Source organism: Haemophilus sp. HN_Hi08 (assembly GCF_049824455.1).
Lineage (GTDB): Bacteria > Pseudomonadota > Gammaproteobacteria > Enterobacterales > Pasteurellaceae > Haemophilus > Haemophilus influenzae_D.
On the sequence record NZ_CP187493.1, the window covers coordinates 332,553 to 353,654 of the forward strand.

The 21,102-nt window shown below is 39.6% G+C and carries 21 protein-coding genes and 3 tRNA genes; 18 read left to right on the forward strand and 6 right to left on the reverse strand.

Going from position 1 to position 21,102, the window contains the following annotated elements; genetic code table 11:
• The first annotated feature begins 2 nt into the window (after positions 1-2).
• From ACPT8O_RS01640 to ACPT8O_RS01655, 4 genes are all read left to right on the forward strand, one after another.
• Positions 3-539, forward strand: a complete 537-nt coding sequence (locus ACPT8O_RS01640) for a DNA topoisomerase family protein (protein WP_021034574.1) — start codon at positions 3-5, stop codon at positions 537-539.
• Between the two features lie 15 nt (positions 540-554).
• Positions 555-1,106, forward strand: coding sequence for a Sua5/YciO/YrdC/YwlC family protein (locus ACPT8O_RS01645; protein WP_021034573.1), 552 nt, complete (start codon positions 555-557; stop codon positions 1,104-1,106).
• Positions 1,107-1,109: 3 nt separating this feature from the next.
• A complete protein-coding gene (aroE, locus tag ACPT8O_RS01650; RefSeq protein WP_021034572.1) occupies positions 1,110-1,916 on the forward strand; it encodes a shikimate dehydrogenase in 807 nt (268 codons plus the stop codon).
• Positions 1,917-2,129: 213 nt separating this feature from the next.
• Positions 2,130-2,693 (forward strand): DNA-3-methyladenine glycosylase I, encoded by a 564-nt coding sequence (locus ACPT8O_RS01655; protein ID WP_021034570.1) that lies wholly within the window; start codon positions 2,130-2,132, stop codon positions 2,691-2,693.
• Here the strand turns inward: ACPT8O_RS01655 and ACPT8O_RS01660 are convergent.
• Positions 2,690-3,454 carry a glycosyltransferase family 2 protein gene (locus ACPT8O_RS01660; protein ID WP_021034569.1) on the reverse strand — a complete coding sequence of 255 codons (765 nt, stop codon included), beginning with the start codon at positions 3,452-3,454 and terminating at the stop codon, positions 2,690-2,692. The two genes, ACPT8O_RS01655 and ACPT8O_RS01660, sit on opposite strands and share 4 nt — an antisense overlap.
• 62 nt (positions 3,455-3,516) lie before the next feature.
• Between ACPT8O_RS01660 and waaA the strand changes: the two genes are divergently transcribed.
• Genes waaA through rep form a run of 4 tightly spaced genes read left to right on the forward strand, consistent with a single transcriptional unit; the run spans position 3,517 to position 7,497 of the window.
• Positions 3,517-4,800: a lipid IV(A) 3-deoxy-D-manno-octulosonic acid transferase gene (waaA, locus tag ACPT8O_RS01665; protein WP_021034568.1), complete on the forward strand. Its 1,284-nt coding sequence runs from the start codon at positions 3,517-3,519 to the stop codon at positions 4,798-4,800.
• On the forward strand, positions 4,797-5,267 hold the full coding sequence (gene coaD / locus ACPT8O_RS01670; RefSeq protein WP_021034567.1) for a pantetheine-phosphate adenylyltransferase: 471 nt from the start codon (positions 4,797-4,799) through the stop codon (positions 5,265-5,267). The genes waaA and coaD overlap by 4 nt, the downstream gene beginning before the upstream one ends.
• Entirely contained in the window at positions 5,264-5,476 is a 213-nt protein-coding gene (locus tag ACPT8O_RS01675; RefSeq protein WP_005644190.1) for a YceK/YidQ family lipoprotein, read from the forward strand. Before coaD ends, ACPT8O_RS01675 begins: the two co-directional genes overlap by 4 nt.
• Positions 5,477-5,481: 5 nt before the next feature.
• The gene (gene rep / locus ACPT8O_RS01680) at positions 5,482-7,497 is read left to right on the forward strand and encodes a DNA helicase Rep (protein ID WP_021034566.1); all 2,016 of its coding nucleotides are present in this window, start codon (positions 5,482-5,484) and stop codon (positions 7,495-7,497) included.
• Positions 7,498-7,598: 101 nt separating this feature from the next.
• Here rep and yafC read toward each other — a convergent pair whose 3' ends face one another.
• On the reverse strand, positions 7,599-8,486 hold the full coding sequence (gene yafC, locus ACPT8O_RS01685) for a DNA-binding transcriptional regulator YafC (RefSeq protein WP_021034565.1): 888 nt from the start codon (positions 8,484-8,486) through the stop codon (positions 7,599-7,601).
• A 110-nt stretch (positions 8,487-8,596) separates the two neighbouring features.
• Here yafC and ACPT8O_RS01690 point away from each other — a divergent pair, with 110 nt between their 5' ends.
• A complete protein-coding gene (locus ACPT8O_RS01690) occupies positions 8,597-9,175 on the forward strand; it encodes an NAD(P)H-dependent oxidoreductase (RefSeq protein ID WP_021034564.1) in 579 nt (192 codons plus the stop codon).
• Positions 9,176-9,237: 62 nt separating this feature from the next.
• Here the strand turns inward: ACPT8O_RS01690 and rimO are convergent, their stop codons facing one another.
• Positions 9,238-10,575 carry a 30S ribosomal protein S12 methylthiotransferase RimO gene (gene rimO / locus ACPT8O_RS01695; RefSeq protein WP_021034563.1) on the reverse strand — a complete coding sequence of 446 codons (1,338 nt, stop codon included), beginning with the start codon at positions 10,573-10,575 and terminating at the stop codon, positions 9,238-9,240.
• Positions 10,576-10,727: 152 nt separating this feature from the next.
• Here rimO and ACPT8O_RS01700 point away from each other — a divergent pair, with 152 nt between their 5' ends.
• The 9 genes from ACPT8O_RS01700 to ACPT8O_RS01740 all read left to right on the forward strand — a co-directional run bounded on the left by ACPT8O_RS01700 (position 10,728) and on the right by ACPT8O_RS01740 (position 18,515).
• Positions 10,728-11,444, forward strand: coding sequence for an MgtC/SapB family protein (locus ACPT8O_RS01700; RefSeq protein ID WP_005650876.1), 717 nt, complete (start codon positions 10,728-10,730; stop codon positions 11,442-11,444).
• 165 nt (positions 11,445-11,609) lie between these two features.
• The gene (gene asd, locus ACPT8O_RS01705; RefSeq protein ID WP_021034562.1) at positions 11,610-12,725 is read left to right on the forward strand and encodes an aspartate-semialdehyde dehydrogenase; all 1,116 of its coding nucleotides are present in this window, start codon (positions 11,610-11,612) and stop codon (positions 12,723-12,725) included.
• Between the two features lie 53 nt (positions 12,726-12,778).
• A complete protein-coding gene (locus ACPT8O_RS01710) occupies positions 12,779-13,714 on the forward strand; it encodes an alpha/beta fold hydrolase (RefSeq protein WP_021034561.1) in 936 nt (311 codons plus the stop codon).
• Between the two features lie 184 nt (positions 13,715-13,898).
• Positions 13,899-14,999 (forward strand): NapC/NirT family cytochrome c, encoded by a 1,101-nt coding sequence (locus ACPT8O_RS01715; RefSeq protein ID WP_021034560.1) that lies wholly within the window; start codon positions 13,899-13,901, stop codon positions 14,997-14,999.
• Positions 15,000-15,024: 25 nt separating this feature from the next.
• Positions 15,025-17,502, forward strand: coding sequence for a trimethylamine-N-oxide reductase TorA (gene torA, locus ACPT8O_RS01720; RefSeq protein ID WP_021034559.1), 2,478 nt, complete (start codon positions 15,025-15,027; stop codon positions 17,500-17,502).
• Positions 17,503-17,782: 280 nt separating this feature from the next.
• A tRNA-Ser gene (locus tag ACPT8O_RS01725) sits at positions 17,783-17,877 on the forward strand.
• A gap of 20 nt (positions 17,878-17,897) precedes the next feature.
• Positions 17,898-17,974: transfer RNA gene (locus ACPT8O_RS01730), tRNA-Arg, on the forward strand.
• A 57-nt stretch (positions 17,975-18,031) separates the two neighbouring features.
• Positions 18,032-18,108: transfer RNA gene (locus ACPT8O_RS01735), tRNA-Arg, on the forward strand.
• A 95-nt stretch (positions 18,109-18,203) separates the two neighbouring features.
• Positions 18,204-18,515 (forward strand): DUF5389 family protein, encoded by a 312-nt coding sequence (locus ACPT8O_RS01740; RefSeq protein ID WP_005654509.1) that lies wholly within the window; start codon positions 18,204-18,206, stop codon positions 18,513-18,515.
• Positions 18,516-18,549: 34 nt separating this feature from the next.
• Here the strand turns inward: ACPT8O_RS01740 and glmU are convergent, their stop codons facing one another.
• The 3 genes from glmU to rplJ form a co-directional block, all read right to left on the reverse strand.
• On the reverse strand, positions 18,550-19,920 hold the full coding sequence (gene glmU / locus ACPT8O_RS01745; protein ID WP_021034558.1) for a bifunctional UDP-N-acetylglucosamine diphosphorylase/glucosamine-1-phosphate N-acetyltransferase GlmU: 1,371 nt from the start codon (positions 19,918-19,920) through the stop codon (positions 18,550-18,552).
• A 157-nt stretch (positions 19,921-20,077) separates the two neighbouring features.
• On the reverse strand, positions 20,078-20,449 hold the full coding sequence (gene rplL / locus ACPT8O_RS01750) for a 50S ribosomal protein L7/L12 (protein WP_005650892.1): 372 nt from the start codon (positions 20,447-20,449) through the stop codon (positions 20,078-20,080).
• A 54-nt stretch (positions 20,450-20,503) separates the two neighbouring features.
• Entirely contained in the window at positions 20,504-20,995 is a 492-nt protein-coding gene (gene rplJ / locus ACPT8O_RS01755; protein WP_005626605.1) for a 50S ribosomal protein L10, read from the reverse strand.
• Positions 20,996-21,102 lie beyond the last annotated feature (107 nt).

Below are 21,102 nucleotides of genomic sequence, written 5' to 3' on the forward strand. Positions count from 1 at the left end.
TTATGAATCAAAGCCTTTTTCATCATAGCAAACAACAGGAATATTGCCCTCAATGTGGTGCGCCGTTGCAAATTAAACAAGGCAAAAAAGGGCTGTTTTTAGGTTGCTCTGCTTATCCTGAATGTGATTATTTGCGTCCTTTGCAACGATCGGAGCATAAAGTATTAAAAACACTTGATGAAATTTGCCCGAAGTGCAGTAATTTATTGCAGTTGAAACAAGGCAGTTTTGGGATGTTTATTGGTTGTAGCCATTATCCTGAATGCGATTTTGTGGTGCGGGAAGAATCTGAGTCTGAGGAAAAAATTGCTTGTCCTGAATGTAAAACGGGGCATTTGATTTCTCGTCGAGGTCGCCAAGGAAAGATTTTTTACGGCTGTGATAATTTCCCTAAATGTAAATTTTCTTTGCCTGCCAAGCCTTATGCCGTGCCTTGCCCAACGTGCCATTTTCCTCTTTCTTTGTTAAAAAGCGAAAATGGGGAAAAACAAATTTTCCAGTGTGCAAATAAAACTTGCCGTCATATTTTTGAGCAATAAAAGTAAAAGAATGAAATGAATAGAGAACAAATCGCCGAGACCCTTCGACAAAATCAAGTGGTTGCTTATCCCACTGAAGCTGTATTTGGTTTAGGCTGTAATCCGCAAAGTGAAAGTGCGGTAAAAAAATTACTTGATTTAAAGCAACGCCCAGTGGAAAAAGGGCTGATTTTAGTGGCGCCTAGCTTGGATTTTTTCCGTCCTTTTGTCGATTTTGAGCAGATTAACGATGAACAGCTTTCTCGCCTGCAAGGCAAATATGAACGCCCAACTACTTGGATTGTGCCAGCTAAATCCACCACCCCGCATTTTCTCACAGGAAAATTTGATAGCATTGCAGTACGTTTGTGCGATCACCCATCTGTGAAAGCCTTATGTGAAATCACGGGTTTTGCATTAACTTCGACTAGCGCAAATCTGACAGGAGAGCCACCTTGCCGCATCGCCGATGAAGTGCGGTCACAATTCGGTTCAGATTTTCCAGTATTAGATGAAATTGTGGGCGGTGCACTCAATCCATCAGAAATTCGAGACTTGCGTACAAATCAACTTTTTAGACAGGGATAATTTATGGATCTTTATGCTGTATGGGGCAATCCGATTGTGCAAAGTAAATCGCCATTAATTCAAAATAAGTTAGCCGCCCAAACCCATCAAGCCATAGAATACATTGCAAAATTAGGCGATCTTGATACTTTTGAACACCAGCTTTTGGCATTTTTCGATGAGGGGGCGAAAGGTTGCAATATTACTTCGCCTTTTAAAGAACGAGCTTATCAGCTGGCAGACGAATATAGCCAACGAGCAAAACTGGCGGAAGCCTGCAATACGCTAAAAAAACTCGATGATGGAAAACTTTATGCGGATAACACTGATGGGATTGGCTTAGTGACGGATTTACAACGTTTGAATTGGCTTCATCCAAATCAACGCATATTAATTCTAGGAGCAGGCGGAGCAACAAAAGGCGTATTATTGCCACTTTTACAAGCTCAACAAAATATTATGCTTGCCAACCGCACTTTTTCGAAAGCCAAAGAATTAGCTGAAAGATTTCAGCCTTACGGCAATATTCAAGCTGTCTCTATGGATTCGATTCCACTACAAACTTATGATGTAGTGATTAATGCAACTTCCGCTGGATTAAGTGGTGGAACGGCTTCAGTTGATGCTGAAATTTTAAGATTAGGTTCAGCTTTTTACGATATGCAATATGCGAAAGGCACAGACACGCCATTTATTGCATTATGCAAAAGTTTAGGTTTAACCAATGTTAGCGATGGCTTTGGAATGTTAGTCGCGCAAGCAGCACATTCTTTCCATTTGTGGCGAGGCATAATGCCAGATTTTGTCGCGGTTTATGAGCAATTAAAATAAGGTAATTGGCAATGGAAAATAAATACAGCGATTTTAATATTTTCACTTCTCGTGAACAGCGTGAAGGTTTTATGGAACGTATTTCATCTATTTCCTTAGCCCTAAAAAGCGAAAAGCCTCAATGAAACTCACTGAAGCTATGACGCCGACCAAGCACCCTCGATCCACTTGGCTCGGAATATATCAAAATGTTTTATTTTGTCAAGTTTTAATATGCAACAAATAACCAGATGCCCTTGGGTTGGCGAACAACCTATTTATATTGATTATCATGACAAAGAATGGGGAAAACCTGAATTCGACAGCCAAAAGCTATTTGAAAAAATTTGTTTGGAAGGGCAGCAAGCGGGACTTTCGTGGATTACGGTTTTGAAAAAACGTGAATCTTACCGTGAGGCTTTTCATCAATTTGATCCGAAAAAAATTGCAAAAATGACCGCACTTGATATTGATGATTGTATGAAAAATGCAGGATTAATTCGCCATCGAGCCAAGTTAGAAGCCATTGTTAAAAATGCGAAAGCTTATTTGGCGATGGAAAAGTGCGGTGAAAATTTCAGTGATTTTGTTTGGTCATTTGTAAATCATAAACCGATTGTCAATGATGTGCCTGATTTGCGAACTGTACCAGCTAAAACAGAAGCATCTAAAGCACTTTCTAAAGCCTTAAAAAAACGTGGTTTCGTCTTTGTTGGCGAAACCACGTGCTATGCGTTTATGCAATCTATGGGGCTGGTGGACGATCATTTAAATAATTGTCCTTGCAAAACTCGCTAGTGTTTATGCTGATCGCGCTCCCATAAATCGGCGTATTTTACAAAGGTTGAATGCGCCGATAACACCGCTAATAAAAATCCTTGTTTGCCATCTAAAAAACCTGCTTTTAACAAATACATCTTCACAAAACAACCAAGCGCGTGCGAAATTCCTTGCCAAAGTGTGGCTTTTTTTCCTTTAGCTTGGCGTTGGTCTGCCCATGCTTTGGCATAACCTGCGGATTTCACTAGATAATGATGGATGCTTTTATAAGTGAAATGCTCTAAATCCCCTGTTAATTTTTCTACTTTTGTGCCAGCTGGAAATTCCACTTTTTCATGTACAAGTGAATCATTATATTGCGCATAGTTTGTGCGATAGAGGCGAACTACATAATCGGGATACCAGCCTGAATGGCGAATTTCACGCCCAAATACTTCACTCACTCGTGGAATTTCATAAACGGTATTTTCTCGATCATTTTTAACCGCACTTAAGATAGCCTGTTGTAGCTTGAGTGTAACGCGTTCGTCAGCATCTAACCAGAGTACATAATCACTGGTTACATATTGTTGGGCTAATTGGCGTTGTTTACCAAATCCTTGCCAGTTGCTATTTTCATAGAATTTCGCCCCATAACTGAGCGCAATTTCTTTAGTGTTATCTGTGCTACCAGAATCTAGAATGATAATCTCATCCACCCAATCTTTTACGGTGTCTAAGCAATTGGCGAGGTCTTGTGCTTCATTCTTTATAATCATTGCAACGCTAATTGTAGGCATATTTTCAATCCTTTTTTTGCTATACTAGCCGAAATTTTTTCAAGTATAACCGAATTTCATTTATGTGGCGTTTTTTTTATACCAGCTTGCTTTTAATTTGCCAGCCGTTGATATTGTGTTTTATTGGCTTGCTCAGTGTTAAATCTCCACGTTATCGTCAGCGTTTGGCTGAACGTTATGGTTTTTATGGCAATGCGTCTTGCCCTCCACCACAAGGAATCTTTATCCACGCAGCCTCCGTAGGGGAAGTGATTGCTGCGACACCGCTGGTTCGTCAATTGCAACAAGATTATCCACATTTATCCATTACTTTTACGACTTTTACGCCCACAGGTTCAGAGCGCGTCAAAGCCACTTTTGGAGACAGCGTTTTTCATTATTATTTACCCCTTGATTTACCTTTTTCGATCCATCGTTTTATTAATTTTGTACAACCTAAATTATGTATCGTGATGGAAACAGAACTTTGGCCTAATCTTATTCATCAATTATTTTTACGCAATATTCCATTTGTTATCGCTAATGCACGTTTATCTGCGCGTTCTGCGCATCGTTACGGAAAAATAAAAGCACACTTACAAACAATGTGGTCACAAATTAGCTTGATTGCAGCACAGGATAACATTAGTGGAAAACGCTATGCCACTTTGGGCTATCCAAAGGAAAAATTGAATATCACGGGCAATATTAAATATGATCTCAATACGAATGATGAACTATTACGTAAAATTGATTCATTGCGTACCCTTTGGAAGCAAGATCGCCCAATATGGATTGCTGCCAGCACGCATAATGGAGAAGATGAAATCATTTTAAAATCTCACCGCGCTTTGTTAGCAAAATACCCAAATTTATTGTTATTGCTCGTTCCACGCCATCCAGAGCGTTTTAATATGGTGGCTGATTTACTTAAAAAGGAAAAATTTCAATTTATTCGTCGCTCCAAAAATGAATTACCAAATGAAAATACCCAAGTGATTTTAGGCGATAGTATGGGCGAACTGATGTTGATGTATGGCATTTCCGATATTGCTTTTGTGGGTGGAAGCCTTGTGAAACACGGGGGGCATAATCCACTGGAACCTCTTGCGTTTAAAATGCCAGTGATTACTGGCAAGCATACTTTTAATTTCCCTGAGATATTTCGAATGTTGGTGGAAGTGCAAGGTGTGTTGGAAGTTAATTCAACCGCAGATGCCTTAGAACGTGCAGTAGAAGCCTTATTAAACTCAAAAGAAGCCCGCGAACATTTAGGCAATGCTGGCTATGAAGTGCTGATGGAAAACCGTGGTGCATTACAGCGTTTGTTAGATTTATTAAAACCTTATTTGGAGCGCAATGTATGACGAGCGTGATTTATCCTGGTACTTTTGATCCGATTACGAACGGTCATTTGGATATAATTGAAAGAAGTGCGGTAATTTTTCCTCGTGTTTTAGTGGCGGTGGCAAATAGTCCAAGCAAAAAGCCACTCTTTTCTTTGGAGGAACGCGTGGAACTTGTGCGTCAATCTGTTGCGCATTTATCCAATGTGGCGGTGTTTGGCTTTTCTGATTTGTTGGCCAATGTGATTAAACAGCACAATATTTCTGCCATTATTCGCGGCGTACGCACAACAACAGATTTTGAATATGAACTGCAATTGGCTGCCCTTAATCGTTTACTCACAAAAGGCGTAGATAGTCTGTTTTTCCCACCAGCAGAAAAATGGGCGTTTGTTTCTTCCACCATTGTACGTGAAATTTATTTACATGGCGGAGATGTGGCTGAGCTAGTGCCTGTGTCTGTGTTCAATGCGTTAAAAGCACGATGATAAAAACTTTTATTTTTTTAACCGCACTTATCGCTTTATCTGGTTGTGGTTCCGTGGTCAAACTTATCGATCCAACAGAAAAATATACCGCCTATGCAGGGGCGGCTTATGATCTTGAAATGGCTCAACAATGGGGATTGCCAATCTTAGATTTGCCCCTCTCATTTTTATTAGACACCGTATTACTGCCCTATGCGTGGGCTCAATAATTCTTATGAAACTCAATTCTCAACAACAACAAGCCGTTGAATATGTGACAGGCCCTTGTCTTGTGCTTGCTGGCGCAGGCTCAGGCAAAACTCGCGTAATCATTAATAAAATAGCCCATTTAATTGGAAAGTGTGGTTATTCTCCGAAACAAATTGCTGCTGTTACTTTCACCAACAAAGCCGCACGTGAGATGAAAGAGCGTGTAGCACATTCCATTGGCAAAGAACAATCTAAAGGCTTGCTCGTTTCCACTTTTCATACCCTCGGTTTTGACATTATTAAGCGTGAATATAAAGCGTTGGGCTTTAAATCAAATATGACCTTGTTTGATGAACAGGATCAATTTGCGTTGTTAAAAGAGCTAACCGCTGATGTGTTAAAAGAAGATAAGGATTTATTGCGTGAGTTAATTTCAGTGATTTCTAACTGGAAGAATGATTTGATTTCGCCAAAACAGGCGTTTGCGTTGGCGCGTGATGCAAAATATCAAACTTTTGCAAAATGTTATGAGCGTTATACCACACAAATTCGAGCTTACAATGCCCTTGATTTTGATGATTTGATTATGCTGCCGACGTTGTTGTTCAAGCGAAATGAAGAAGTGCGGTCAAAATGGCAGGCAAAAATTCGTTATTTGTTGGTGGATGAATATCAAGACACTAACACCAGCCAATATGAGCTGATTAAACTTTTAGTGGGTGATCGTGCTTGTTTCACTGTGGTGGGCGATGATGACCAATCTATTTATTCGTGGCGTGGTGCACGACCAGAAAATATGGTGCGTTTACGCGATGATTTCCCTCGTTTGAACGTGATTAAGCTAGAGCAAAATTACCGTTCAACCCAGCGTATTTTGCATTGCGCCAATATTTTAATTGATAACAATGAGCACGTGTTTGATAAGAAACTTTTTTCAACCATTGGAGAAGGAGAAAAATTGCTTGTTATCGAAGCAAAAAATGAAGAACACGAAGCAGAGCGGATTGTCGCAGAGTTGATCGCCCATCGTTTTAGCCGTAAAACCAAATATAAAGATTACGCGATTTTATATCGAGGCAATCATCAATCCCGATTACTCGAAAAAGTACTGATGCAAAACCGTATTCCTTACAAAATTTCGGGCGGTACTTCTTTTTTCTCCCGTGCAGAAATCAAAGATATGATGGCGTATTTACGCTTGGTGGTGAATCAAGATGATGACGCCGCATTCCTGCGTATTGTGAATACACCGAAGCGTGAAATTGGCACCGCGACGTTACAAAAACTTGGTGAGCTGGCTCAAGAAAAACATATCAGTTTGTTTGAAGCTATTTTTGAGTTTGAGCTTATTCAACGCATCACGCCAAAAGCCTATGATTCATTGCAAAGATTTGGCCGTTGGATTGTAGAACTTAATGATGAAATTCAACGTTCTGAACCAGAACGTGCGGTACGTTCAATGTTATCTGTGATTCATTATGAAGAATATTTGTACGAATACGCAACAAGCCCTAAAGCGGCAGAAATGCAAAGTAAGAATGTTGCCACGCTATTTGACTGGGTTGCGGATATGTTAAAAGGCGATGAAACCAATGAGCCGATGAACCTTAATCAAGTAGTAACCCGCCTGACATTACGCGATATGTTGGAGCGAGGCGAAGACGATGATGAGAGCGATCAAGTTCAACTGATGACATTGCACGCCTCTAAAGGATTGGAATTTCCTTATGTTTATTTGATCGGTATGGAAGAGGGCATTTTGCCCCACCAAACTAGCATTGATGAAGACAACGAGGAAGAAGAACGCCGCTTGGCTTATGTGGGTATCACAAGAGCGCAAAAAGAACTCACTTTTTCTTTGTGTCGAGAACGCCGTCAATATGGAGAATTAATTCGCCCAGAACCAAGCCGATTTTTAGATGAATTACCCAATGACGATGTGCTGTGGGAACGTGATAAACCAAAACTAACCACCGAGCAAAAACAAGAAAAAACACAAAACCAACTTGATAGATTGAGGGCGATTTTGAAAGGAGGCTAGGAAATCTAGCTTTGAATTACAAAATAAGAAATAAAAAGTGCGGTTAGGTTTTAAAGTATTTTTACAAATGGACTTTAAAATTTGATGCTTATGAATTTTAATTATCCCCTCAGCTTTTCTGCTAAAAAGTCTAAAAACACACGTAGGCGAAGGTTGACAGCTTTATCACTGTAATAAACAGCGTTGAAAGGGAGTGTTTCATCGGTGATGTGATTAGAAAATAGGGGAATTAATTTTCCTTCAGCGATGTCATTGTCTACCAAAAAATCTGATAAGCAAGCGATACCACAACCTGAAAGGCACAATGACCGTAAGATTTCACCGCTGCTGGCGGTAAAGTGCGGTGAGATTTTATAGGGATTTCCTTGAGCATCTAGAACCGCCCATGTATTTAGAGAACTAGGTTCAGTGAAGCCTAAACATTGATGGTTGGCAAGATCTTCAGTTGATTGTGGTGTGCCGTGTTTTGCCAAGTATTCTGGACTGGCAACTAATCGGAAGTGGCTATCAAACAGATGACGAGCACGCAACCCAGAATCATTCAATTCTCCAGCTCGTAAAGCAATATCGACTTTGCGTTCAATCAGATTGATATAGCCTTCGGAAGAAACTAGCGAAAGTTGGATATGCGGATAACGTTCGTTGAATTTCGCTGCTAATGGCACTAGCAGATGTAACACCATCGGCATGGCGGAATCTATGCGTAGTACGCCTTGTGGTACTTCGTGCACAGCCAACATTTCAGCTTCTGCTGCAGCCATTTCTTGCAGAATTTTCTGCACTCGGCGAAAATATTGTGAACCTTCTTCTGTTAGTCTTAGCTGTCGCGTGGTGCGGTTGATTAGGTTAACGCCTAATTTTTCTTCTAACCTTTTCACCACACGGCTTACAGCAGAATTTGCCATCGCTAGCTGTTTGGCCGCACGGCTGAAACTACCATTTTCGACTACTTGTACAAATACGGTTAATTCTTCAGAAGTTGTTTTCATTTTATTATTCTGTTTAACGCAAAAGAGTTTTTTTATTTTTGCACTTTTTAAGTATAAAGTAAAACAGCATAATAAAGCTCTCTTTGGATTATTGCTTTAGGAGCAAAAAGATGAATATTTTATTATTAGACGGTGGTAAGGCGTTCGGACATTCTCACGGCGGGTTAAACCACACGCTTCATAAAAAAGCGAAAGAGGTTTTGACCGCGCTCGGACACAATGTACAAGAAACCGTGATTGATGCCGGCTATAATGTTGAAGAAGAAGTTGAAAAATTCTTGTGGATGGATGCCGTGATTTGGCAAATGCCAGGTTGGTGGATGCACGAACCTTGGACAGTGAAAAAATACATAGACGAAGTATTAACCGCTGGACACGGCAAGTTATATCACAGCGATGGCAGACACAGCGTCAATCCGACTGAAGGTTATGGCACAGGCGGCTTGTTGCAAGGCAAAAAACATATGCTTTCACTTACTTGGAATGCGCCGATTGAAGCCTTTACTCGCGAAGGCGATTTCTTTGAAGGCAAAGGTGTGGATGCTGTGTATATGCCTTTCCACAAACTCAATGAGTTCATCGGCTTGACCCGTCTGCCGACATTCTTATGTAACGATGTGGTTAAAAATCCACAAGTAGAACAATATTTATCAGACTACCAAGCACATTTGGAAAAAGTGTTTGGCTAATAAAAAATCCATCTTCAATACGAAGATGGATTTTTTGTTTATTTCCTTGAGATTGTTGTTATTTAACAACTTCCCCACAAATCATATTCATCAGAATTTGTGATGGTTACTTTAATCACGTCGCCCACTTTGACATTGATTCCGCTTAAATTATCTACATAAACTAAACCATCCACTTCAGGGGCATCTGCTTTGGAGCGGCCAATAATGCCTTCTTCGTCAATTTCATCCACTAATACATCAAGAGTTTTACTGATTTTTTGTTTTAAACGGTTTGCAGAAATTTCCTGTTGTAATTGCATGAAACGATGGAAACGTTCTTCTTTCACATCTTCTGGCACTTGGTCAGCCATATCTGTTGCAGGTGCGCCTTCAACGGGGCTGAATTTGAAACAGCCTACGCGATCAAGCTGGGCTTCTTTTAAGAAATCGAGCAATAATTGGAAATCATCTTCTGTTTCTCCTGGGAAACCTACAATGAAAGTGGAGCGTAATGTTAAATCTGGGCAAATTTCACGCCATTGTTTAATGCGTTCTAAAGTACGGTCAATACTGCCCGGTCTTTTCATTGCTTTTAAGATTTTCGGGCTGGCGTGTTGTAATGGAATGTCTAAATACGGCAAGAGCGTGCCGTCTTCCATTAATGGAATTAAATCATCCACATGCGGATAGGGATACACATAATGTAAGCGAACCCAAATGCCAAGTTTGCCAAGCTGTTTACAAAGGGTCATTAAATCATTTTTAATTGGCATGCCATTCCAAAAAGCCGTTTTTACACCGCCCTCTTGGCGTTTTAAATCCATGGAATAAGCGGAAGTATCTTGTGATACCACAAGTAATTCTTTTACGCCTGCTTCGGCTAAACGTTTTGCTTCGTCCAAAACTTGCGTAATAGAGCGGCTTTCCAAATCGCCACGCATAGATGGAATAATGCAGAACGTACAACGGTGATCACAGCCTTCAGAGATTTTCAAATAGGCATAATGTTTTGGTGTCAGTTTTACGCCTTGTTTTGGTACTAAGCTGGTGTAAGGGTTATGTGTCGGTTTTGACACGTATTTGTGAACTTGAGCCATCACTGTTTCATAACTATGTGGGCCGCTAACTTCCAAAACTTTAGGATGCACTTCACGAATTTGATCTTCTTTTGCCCCCAAACAGCCAGTTACAATGACGCGCCCATTTTCTTCTAATGCTTCGCCAATCGCTTCGAGGGATTCCTGCACCGCGCTGTCAATAAATCCACAAGTATTCACAATCACTAAATCAACATTTTCATAGCTTGGCACAATGTTGTAACCATCGGTGCGTAGTTCCGTTAAGATTCGTTCAGAATCTACTAAGTTTTTGGGGCAACCAAGGCTTACAAAGCCAATGCTTGGAGTTGAATTTTGCATAAAAATAACCGTTTTTTCGCTCTATAAAATTTCAAGCGCAAGATTTTACTCAATTTTCGCAAGAAAGGCGATAAATTAAAGGCTTGGAAGAGTAAAGATTTTAAGCTAAGTGATGTAGAATAGATGGTTATGTCGGAATCATTTTTATCATTATGGAAAATTCATCTTTACTTTTAACCGCACTTTTCGATCCTGATCACTTAATTATTTTTAGCAAAATGCTATTGGCGATGGTGCTTGGTAGTATTATTGGCTTAGAGCGTGAACTTAAACGTAAGCCTGTGGGTGTAAAAACCTGCGCTATTATTGCCGTCACCACTTGTGTGCTAACCATTGTTTCGATTCAAGCCGCAGAGCATTATGCACAAGTTTCAGACAATATTCGTACGGATCCGATGCGTCTTGCGGCTCAAGTGATTAGTGGAATCGGTTTTTTAGGTGCTGGTGTGATTTTGCATAAGAAAAATGATGCGATTTCAGGTTTAACCACTGCGGCGATTATTTGGGCTTCTGCGGGGATCGGTATTGCTGCTGGAGCAGGTTTCGTATTCGATGCGGTCATTGCAACTGTGATGATTTTGGTGTCTATTCGATTAAGTCCGTTGGTTCAACGTTGGGTACATCGTAAATCGCAACGTCGTCGGACAAAATTCAATATTCTTGTCAATGGTGCGGAAAGTATTGGAAAAGTCACTCAATTGTTAGTAAACAATCAGTATCGTATTGAACATATACAAGTGAAAGATCAAAGTAGTGGTGAAGTGCGGTTACAAATCTGTTGTTTTTCCATTGATTCCACAATGTTGAAAGATGCGTATGCGTTGTTGAAAGCGGAAGAAGGTGTAATGAGTGTGGAAGTAGATAACTAGAAAAAGAGTGATTAAATTAAATTTTCTTTTAAATTAACCACACTTTTTTATTTTTTATTTAATTTCTTTCACAACAGATCAATTTTCATTAAAAATACTTGATTTTGCTAACGCTATCTTGTAATTAGTAATTCTATTCAAACACAACAAACTAAGGAAACAACAATGAAAAATGTAGGCTTTATCGGTTGGCGCGGAATGGTCGGTTCCGTATTAATGGATCGTATGTCGCAGGAAAATGATTTTGAAAATCTTAATCCTGTATTTTTTACAACTTCACAAGCAGGTCAAAAAGCCCCTGTATTTGCAGGTAAAGAAGCGGGTGAGCTTAAAAATGCATTCGACATTGATGAACTTAAAAAATTAGACATTATCGTGACTTGCCAAGGTGGCGACTATACCAATGAAGTCTATCCAAAATTAAAAGCAACAGGTTGGGATGGTTATTGGGTTGATGCAGCTTCAGCGCTACGTATGAAAGATGATGCAATTATCGTACTTGATCCTGTGAATCAAAACGTGATTTCTGAAGGCTTGAAAAAAGGCATTAAAACTTTCGTGGGCGGTAACTGTACCGTGAGCTTAATGTTGATGGCTATCGGTGGTTTGTTTGAGAAAGATTTAGTGGAATGGGTATCTGTCGCAACTTATCAAGCGGCTTCAGGTGCGGGTGCAAAAAATATGCGTGAATTACTTTCACAAATGGGTTTATTAGAACAAGCGGTTTCAAGTGAATTAAAAGACCCAGCTTCTTCTATTTTAGATATTGAACGTAAAGTGACTGCAGAAATGCGTACTGATAACTTCCCAATTGATAACTTCGGTGCAGCATTAGGCGGTAGCTTAATCCCTTGGATTGACAAACTTCTTCCTGAAACAGGGCAAACTAAAGAAGAATGGAAAGGCTATGCAGAAACCAATAAAATCTTAGGTTTAAGCGACAATCCAATTCCTGTTGATGGTTTATGTGTGCGTATCGGTGCATTACGTTGCCACAGCCAGGCGTTCACCATTAAATTGAAAAAAGACTTACCACTAGAAGAAATCGAACAAATTATTGCATCACATAATGAATGGGTAAAAGTAATTCCAAACGACAAAGAAATCACATTGCGTGAATTAACGCCAGCGAAAGTAACTGGTACATTAAGCGTGCCAGTTGGGCGTTTACGTAAATTGGCTATGGGGCCTGAATATTTGGCAGCCTTTACTGTGGGTGACCAATTATTATGGGGGGCAGCAGAGCCAGTTCGCCGTATCTTAAAACAATTAGTGGCATAAATTTTACTTTCACTACAAAGGGCGTATTTACTACGCCCTTTTGATTAAAAATTATGATCAGAGAACCTTATTTTCATCAATTTGCTCTTAAAGAATTATTGCCTTTTTTTGAGCAATTTCCGACCCAATATCTTTCTGGCGAACGAAATATAAAATTAGCTTATCGTCATTTAATTCAACCTGAAAGTGCGGTCAGAAAATTGATGATTTTAGTAAATGGTCGTGCTGAAAATATGTTGAAATGGACTGAGCTTGCTTATGATTTTTATCATCAAGGCTATGATGTATTACTATTTGATCATCGCGGTCAAGGCTATTCACAGCGTATTATTCCTCAAAAAGGGCATTTAGACGAATTTCGTTTCTATGTCGATGATATGGCGAAAATCATCAAAAAAGTAACCGCACTTTTCAGCTATTCGACGCAGCATTTGCTTGCTCATTCAATGGGCGCATTGATTTCCACCTATTATTTGGCGAATTGTGATCATCGCATTAATAAAGCGGTACTTTCTTCGCCTTTTTACGGCATTTCTTTAAAACATCCAATTAGAGATGAACTGATTATTGCCCTAATGAATATTTTAGGACAAGGCGAGCGTTATGTTTTTGGCAAAGGACATTACAAACCGGCAGATTTAAACCTTAATGAACTTAGCCATTGTAAAACGCGAATGAAATGGATGAACCGAGTTAATCGAAAACACGCTGCTATTCACTTAGGCGGCCCCACTTTCCGTTGGGTGCATTTGTGTTTGAATGCAATTAAACGCTTACCGAAAGTTATTCCTAAGATTGAAATTCCAATCCTAATTTTACAAGCGGAAAAAGAAAAAATCGTAGATAACAAAAATCTTGAAAAATTGACCGCTCTTTTTCCTCATGCAGAATCTATACTTGTACCTCAAGCAAAACATGAAATCCTTTTTGAAAAGGATAACGTGAGAAAAGCGGTGCTTGAACGCATGAATCAATTTCTTCATTCTTAAATTTTCCTAATTAGATTAAATATAAAACATTATATATTTATTTATGTAATGTTTTTTTATTTTTATCTCATGAGTGTTTAAGCTTTTATTGAGCAAGATCATAGTTTCTTTCTCACTATATCCCTACAATCCATAATACTTATTTGTAGTTATACTTTTTATTGTTTGTATAGTTGGAGTGTCTATGTCAAAAATGAAGAAAATTGTCACCGCACTTTGCTTGGTGGGTGTCGGTGTTGTAGCATTGTGGGGAACGCAATGGGTTATGCATAAAACCAGTACAACTGAGTTTTGTGTAAGTTGTCATTCAATGAGCTATCCAAAAGCAGAATGGGAAGGTTCGAGCCACTTTGCGAATACAAAAGGCGTGCGAGCACAATGTTCAGACTGCCATATTCCAAAAGAAGGTTGGCATTATGTTAAAGCTAAATTTATTGCTTTGAAAGATTTGTGGTATGAAGCTCAAGGCAAGATTGAGAATAAAGAAAAATATGAAGCTCATCGTGAAGAAATGGCACAACGAGTGTGGGACGATATGAAAGCCAACGATTCAGAAACCTGTCGCAGCTGCCACAGTTTTGATGCAATGGAGCTTTCAAAACAAACTAAATTAGCAAAACAAACTCATACAGATGCCCAAAAAAATGGCCAAACCTGTATTGATTGCCATAAAGGTATTGTTCACTTCCTTCCTGAAGCACATGGCGATCAAAATGCGCAAAAATCCTCTGCTGTACAAGGTGGTACTCTCTCTGATGGTTCAGCCATTTTTGCCACTGAAATGATGAAAGCGACTAATGATAAAGGAAATGAGGTTCGCTTAATGCCTTATGCAGAATTAATGCAATGGAAAGTAAATGGCGATCAAGTTCAAGGCATCTTGCATGGTTGGCAACAAGTAGGAGCTGAAGCGGTTGTTTATCAAGAGTTAGGCAAACGTATCACGCTTGCTTTACTGGATGAAGATGCACGTAATCATGTTCAAGTATTAAAAACAGTTCATGATGCAGTAACAGATTCTGACTGGAAAGAAATCAATGTTGCGGTGAATGTTAAAAAAGAAAAAATGACATCAGATTTAGCCGCACTTAATCAATACGGTAGTCAGTTAAATCAAACTCAATGTAGTAGTTGTCACGCAGCAATTAGCGCGGATCATTACACGGCTAACCAATGGATTGGTGTGGTGAATTCTATGAAAGACCGTACATCAATGAACAAAGATGAAGTACGTGCATTAACTATTTATCTGCAACGCAATGCCAAAGATATGGCAAAAAAATAATTACTGAGTATCTAACGAGGCTGAAATGAAAAAAAATAACGTAAACGAACAACGTCGTGATTTTCTGAAAAAAACATCTTTAGGCGTGGCTGGTAGTGCCCTTTCCGGTGGTATGGTGGGCATTGTATCAAAAAGTGCTGTAGCAAAAGAAGCTGAAATGAAAACGGTAGTGACTGCCGCTCATTGGGGATCTCTTGGGGTTGTTGTACAAGATGGTAAGGTCGTGAAATCTGGTCCTGCTATTGAGCCTGCAGTGCCGAACGAATTGCAAACAGTTGTTGCCGATCAATTGTATAACGAAGCCCGCGTGAAATATCCAATGGTGCGTAAAGGCTTTTTAGCTAACCCAGGAAAAAGCGATACTACAATGCGTGGTTGTGATGAATGGGTGCGCGTTTCTTGGGATGAAGCGTTAGATTTGGTACACAATCAACTTAAACGTGTACGTGACGAACATGGACCAACAGGTATTTTTGCCGGTTCTTATGGTTGGTTTAGTTGTGGTTCATTACATGCTTCTCGTACGTTATTACATCGTTATATGAACGCTACCGGTGGTTTTGTGGGGCATAAAGGAGATTATTCTACGGGTGCTGCGCAAGTAATCATGCCGCATGTGCTTGGTACTATTGAAGTCTATGAACAACAAACCAGCTGGGAATCCATATTAGAAAGTAGTGATATTATTGTGCTTTGGTCTGCAAATCCACTCACAACCATGCGTATTGCTTGGATGTCTACTGACCAAAAAGGGATTGAATATTTCAAAAAATTCCAAGCGAGTGGAAAACGCATTATTTGTATCGACCCGCAAAAAAGCGAAACTTGCCAAATGCTGAATGCAGAATGGATTCCGGTGAATACAGCAACGGATGTGCCATTAATGCTTGGTATTGCACATACTTTAGTTGAACAAGGTAAGCACGATAAAGATTTCTTGAAAAAATACACGTCGGGTTATGCTAAATTCGAGGAATATTTATTAGGTAAAACCGATGGCCAACCAAAAACAGCAGAATGGGCGGCAAAAATTTGTGGTGTACCAGCAGAAACGATTAAACAGCTTGCAGCAGATTTCTCTAGCAAACGTACCATGTTAATGGGGGGCTGGGGTATGCAACGCCAACGCCATGGTGAACAAACCCACTGGATGTTAGTAACGCTAGCGTCTATGTTGGGACAAATTGGCTTGCCAGGTGGTGGTTTCGGTTTAAGTTATCACTATTCAAATGGTGGGGTGCCAACGGCGACAGGGGGTATTATCGGCTCCATTACCGCAAGTCCATCAGGCAAAGCGGGTGCAAAAACATGGTTGGATGATACCTCTAAATCTGCCTTCCCATTAGCTCGTATTGCTGATGTGTTGCTCCATCCAGGCAAAAAAATTCAGTATAACGGTACTGAAATTACTTATCCTGACATCAAAGCGGTATATTGGGCAGGTGGTAACCCGTTCGTTCACCATCAAGATACCAATACCTTAGTGAAAGCTTTCCAGAAACCTGATGTGGTGATTGTCAATGAGGTGAACTGGACGCCAACTGCACGCATGGCAGATATTGTATTGCCGGCAACTACCAGTTATGAACGTAATGACTTAACCATGGCAGGCGACTACTCCATGATGAGCGTTTACCCGATGAAACAAGTGGTTCCACCACAATTTGAAGCGAAAAATGACTACGATATTTTCGTTGAGCTTGCTAAACGTGCCGGTGTGGAAGAACAATACACTGAAGGTAAAACGGAAATGGAATGGCTGGAAGAATTCTACAATGCAGCCTTTACTGCCGCACGTGCAAACCGTGTAGCAATGCCACGTTTTGATAAATTCTGGGCAGAAAATAAACCATTAAGTTTTGAAGTGGGCGAAGCCGCGAAGAAATGGGTGCGTTATGGTGAATTCCGTGAAGATCCATTGCTCAATCCGCTCGGCACGCCATCAGGCAAAATTGAGATTTTCTCTGATGTTATTGAGAAAATGCATTATAACGACTGTAAAGGTCACCCAAGCTGGATGGAGCCAGAAGAATTTGCGGGTAATGTGACAGAAGAATATCCATTAGCTTTAGTGACGCCACATCCTTACTATCGTTTACATAGCCAATTGGCACATACTTCATTACGTCAAAAATATGCGGTAAATGATCGTGAGCCAGTGATGATTCACCCTGAAGATGCCGCTGCTCGCGGTATTAAAGACGGTGATATTGTTCGCATTCATAGCAAACGCGGTCAAGTGCTTGCAGGTGCGGTTGTCACAGAAAACATCATCAAAGGTACTGTCGCTCTCCATGAAGGCGCGTGGTATGACCCAATGGACTTAGGTGAAAGTGAAAAACCATTGTGTAAAAATGGTTGTGCAAATGTCTTAACTAGAGATGAAGGTACATCTAAATTGGCACAGGGTAATTCTCCAAATACTTGTATCGTTCAGATTGAGAAATTTACAGGTGTAGCACCAGAAGTTACGGTATTTAAACAACCTAAACAGGTGGCGTAAAACTATTAAAAATATAACCGCACTTCAAAAAGTGCGGTTCTTTTTTAATAATAGAACGAAGAGGCATTAACAGCACTAAATTCTAAACATGAGGTGTTATTTGAGCAAGATGAATTAAGACGGGAAACAATATCTAAGATTTTAGTACTTTTGAATGATAAGTAGATTTTTATTCAATAATATATTTAATGTGTAGATAAAATATTCAAACAGGTGTGTTTTTCAAAAAATGGTTTGACATATTTTCTAAAAAACGTATTATACCGCTCACACTGATTGTGGTGAGATGGCCGAGCAGGCTGAAGGCGCTCCCCTGCTAAGGGAGTATGGGGTTAAAAAGCTCCATCGAGGGTTCGAATCCCTCTCTCACCGCCATTGTTTGTTTTATTTATTCTGCACCCGTAGCTCAGCTGGATAGAGTACTCGGCTACGAACCGAGCGGTCAGAGGTTCGAATCCTCTCGGGTGCGCCATTTTTAAAACGGCTCTATCTTATTAAAGTGGTTATGAATAATTAAAGCATCATCTACGCACCCGTAGCTCAGCTGGATAGAGTACTCGGCTACGAACCGAGCGGTCAAAGGTTAGAATCCTTTCGGGTGCGCCATTTCTACATTATTACTTTCATTAAAATATTCTTTACTATTCAATACATTTGTTATATTTATTTCTTGCATCTATTTATTTTTAATCATTTAAAATATGAAAAAACAATCTTTACCAACTAAATTTAGCCCGTTTGCTTGGGGGCTTGCTGCTTTTTGTTCGCCTATATTATTGTGTCCAATGGCATTATTAATTTCTACGGCATTCAGTAAAAATCCTCATCTAACAAACTGGCAAATCAATTTATTTTCAATACTTTTTTGGGTTTATCCCTTTATTCTAGCCATTACAGCTCGAATACTATACCTTATTCATCAACATAAACCTAAACTAGCAAATAAATTATTAATATTAAGTGCGGTCATTTTTTATGTGGTTTTAATTACGATTTGTAAAATTGGTTTATAAAAAAATCCTACGATAAAACGTAGGATTTTTTATTTTATTTTTTCTTTATTGGTCGCTGCCAACCTTGAATATGTCGTTGAGCAACTCTTGTAATCACTAATTCATTTTCGCCTACATCACGTGTAATTGTTGTGCCTGCACCAATAGTTGCACCACTTGCGACTTTCACTGGCGCGACTAATTGTGTATCAGATCCCACAAATACATCATCACCGATGATCGTTTTAAATTTATTTGCACCATCGTAGTTGCAGGTTATAACACCCGCTCCAATATTACAATTTGAGCCGATTTCAGAATCGCCAACATAGGTTAGGTGATTTACTTTAGAACCTTTACCAACGGTAGATTTTTTAATTTCTACAAAGTTACCGACATGCGTTTCAGCTGCGAGTTCTGCACCTGGGCGTAAACGAGAAAATGGACCAATTGCAGCTTTTTCTCCCACTACAGAATCCTCTAGCACTGAATAGGGTTTTATTTCTACATCATTGCCAATAACAACATTTTTCAATACGCAACCTGCGCCAATTTTTACTCGATCGCCGAGTTTAACACTACCTTTGATAATAACATTAACGTCAATTTCCACATCTTTTCCACACTCTAATGTTCCACGTAGGTCAAAGCGAGCGGGATCGTAGATCATTACGCCTTCAAGTAATAGTTTGGAGGCTTGTTTATTTTGGAAATAACGTTCAAGTGCGGCTAATTGTAAGCGATTATTTGCACCTTCAACTTCCATGACATCTGTTGCTTGTACAGCAATAACTTGGCAATTATCTTGGTTTGCGAGAGCAATAAGATCCGTTAAGTAATATTCGCCTTGAGCATTATTATTGCCTACACGAGCGAGCCATTTTTTGAAACCTGCACCATCGGATACCATAACGCCAGTATTTACTTCTTTAATATTTAGTTGATCTGCATTTGCATCTTTTTGTTCTACAATTGCTACAACGTTCCCATTTTCACGGATAATTCGTCCATAGCCTGTTGGGTTATCTAAATTTACGGTAAGCAATGCAATGCCATTTTCTGGTTTCGCTTTAATTAATTTTTCTAATGTTTCTTTCGTTATTAACGGTGCATCGCCGTAAAGCACAACAATATTTTCGTTATCTTTAAAGAAAGGTGCCGCTTGTTGAACTGCATGTGCAGTGCCAAGTTGTTCTGTTTGTAATACCCAGTTTACTTGTTCATTTGTAAGATAGGAACGCATTAAGTCCCCACCGTGACCATAGATTAAATGAATATTTTCTGAGCCTAATTGATGGGCGGTATCAATCACGTGTTTTACCATTGGTTTACCAGCGATTGTATGTAGCACTTTAGGTAAATCGGAATACATGCGAGTTCCTTTTCCAGCTGCTAAAATTACCGCACTTAATGCTTTTTTTGTCATAGATTTTCTCTTTATTCATCAATAATGGGTAATATTCTATCGTAGAAAGATAGCGAATGGTAAGTTTTTAAGTAAAAGCTATAACAGACTTTTAGATAAGAAAAAAACCGACGGTTTCCCATCAGTTTTTTGAATTTTAAAGTGGTTAAAATAGAAATTATTTAACTTCTACTTCTGCACCCGCTTCTTCTAATTCTTTCTTAAGTGCTTCAGCTTCTTCTTTAGAAACACCTTCTTTTAAGTTAGCTGGAGCAGATTCAACTAAATCTTTAGCTTCTTTTAAGCCTAAGCCAGTTGCACCACGTACTGCTTTAATTACTGCTACTTTGTTAGCACCTGCAGATTTAAGTACAACGTCGAATTCAGTTTTTTCTTCTGCTGCCGCTGCACCGCCTGCTGCTGGAGCTGCTGCTACTGCTGCCGCTGCTGAAACACCGAATTTTTCTTCCATCGCTGCGATTAATTCAACGATTTCAGTTACAGTTTTTGAAGCAATCGCTTCAATGATTTGTTCGTTAGTTAATGACATAACAATCAATTCCTAAAATAAATAAAGTTAGATGAAGTAAGAAACGCTTAATGATTAAGCTGCTTCTTGTAATTTGTCGCGTAATGCCGCGAAGGTGCGAGCAAGTTTGCCTGCTGCAGCTTCTTTCATTGTGCCCATTAAACGTGCAATCGCTTCTTCGTAAGTTGGTAATGTTGCCAAGAATTCAACATCTTGGATTTTACCTTCAAAGGCTGCACCTTTAATTTCAAACTTATCGTTTGCTTTAGCAAACTCTTTGAACAAACGAGCAGCTGCGCCCGGGTGTTCGTTAGAGAACGCGATAAGTGTTGGACCTACAAACGTATCTTTTAAGCATTCGTAATCTGTGCCTTCAACTGCGCGACGTAATAAAGTATTACGAACTACACGCATTGTAACGCCAGCTTCACGTGCTGATTTACGTAATTCAGTCATTTTCTCAACAGTTACACCGCGAGAATCCGCGATTACTGCTGAAAGTGCACCTTTGGCTGCTTCATTTACTTCAGCAACAATTGCTTGTTTGTCTTGAAGATTTAATGCCATTGGCTTTTAGCTCCTGAATACACTCCGATTACTCGGAATTAATTTACCTAATCCTAAGACTAGGATGACTTCGGCGCCCAGAAGCAAGAAAAATTCTTATTCTGTTC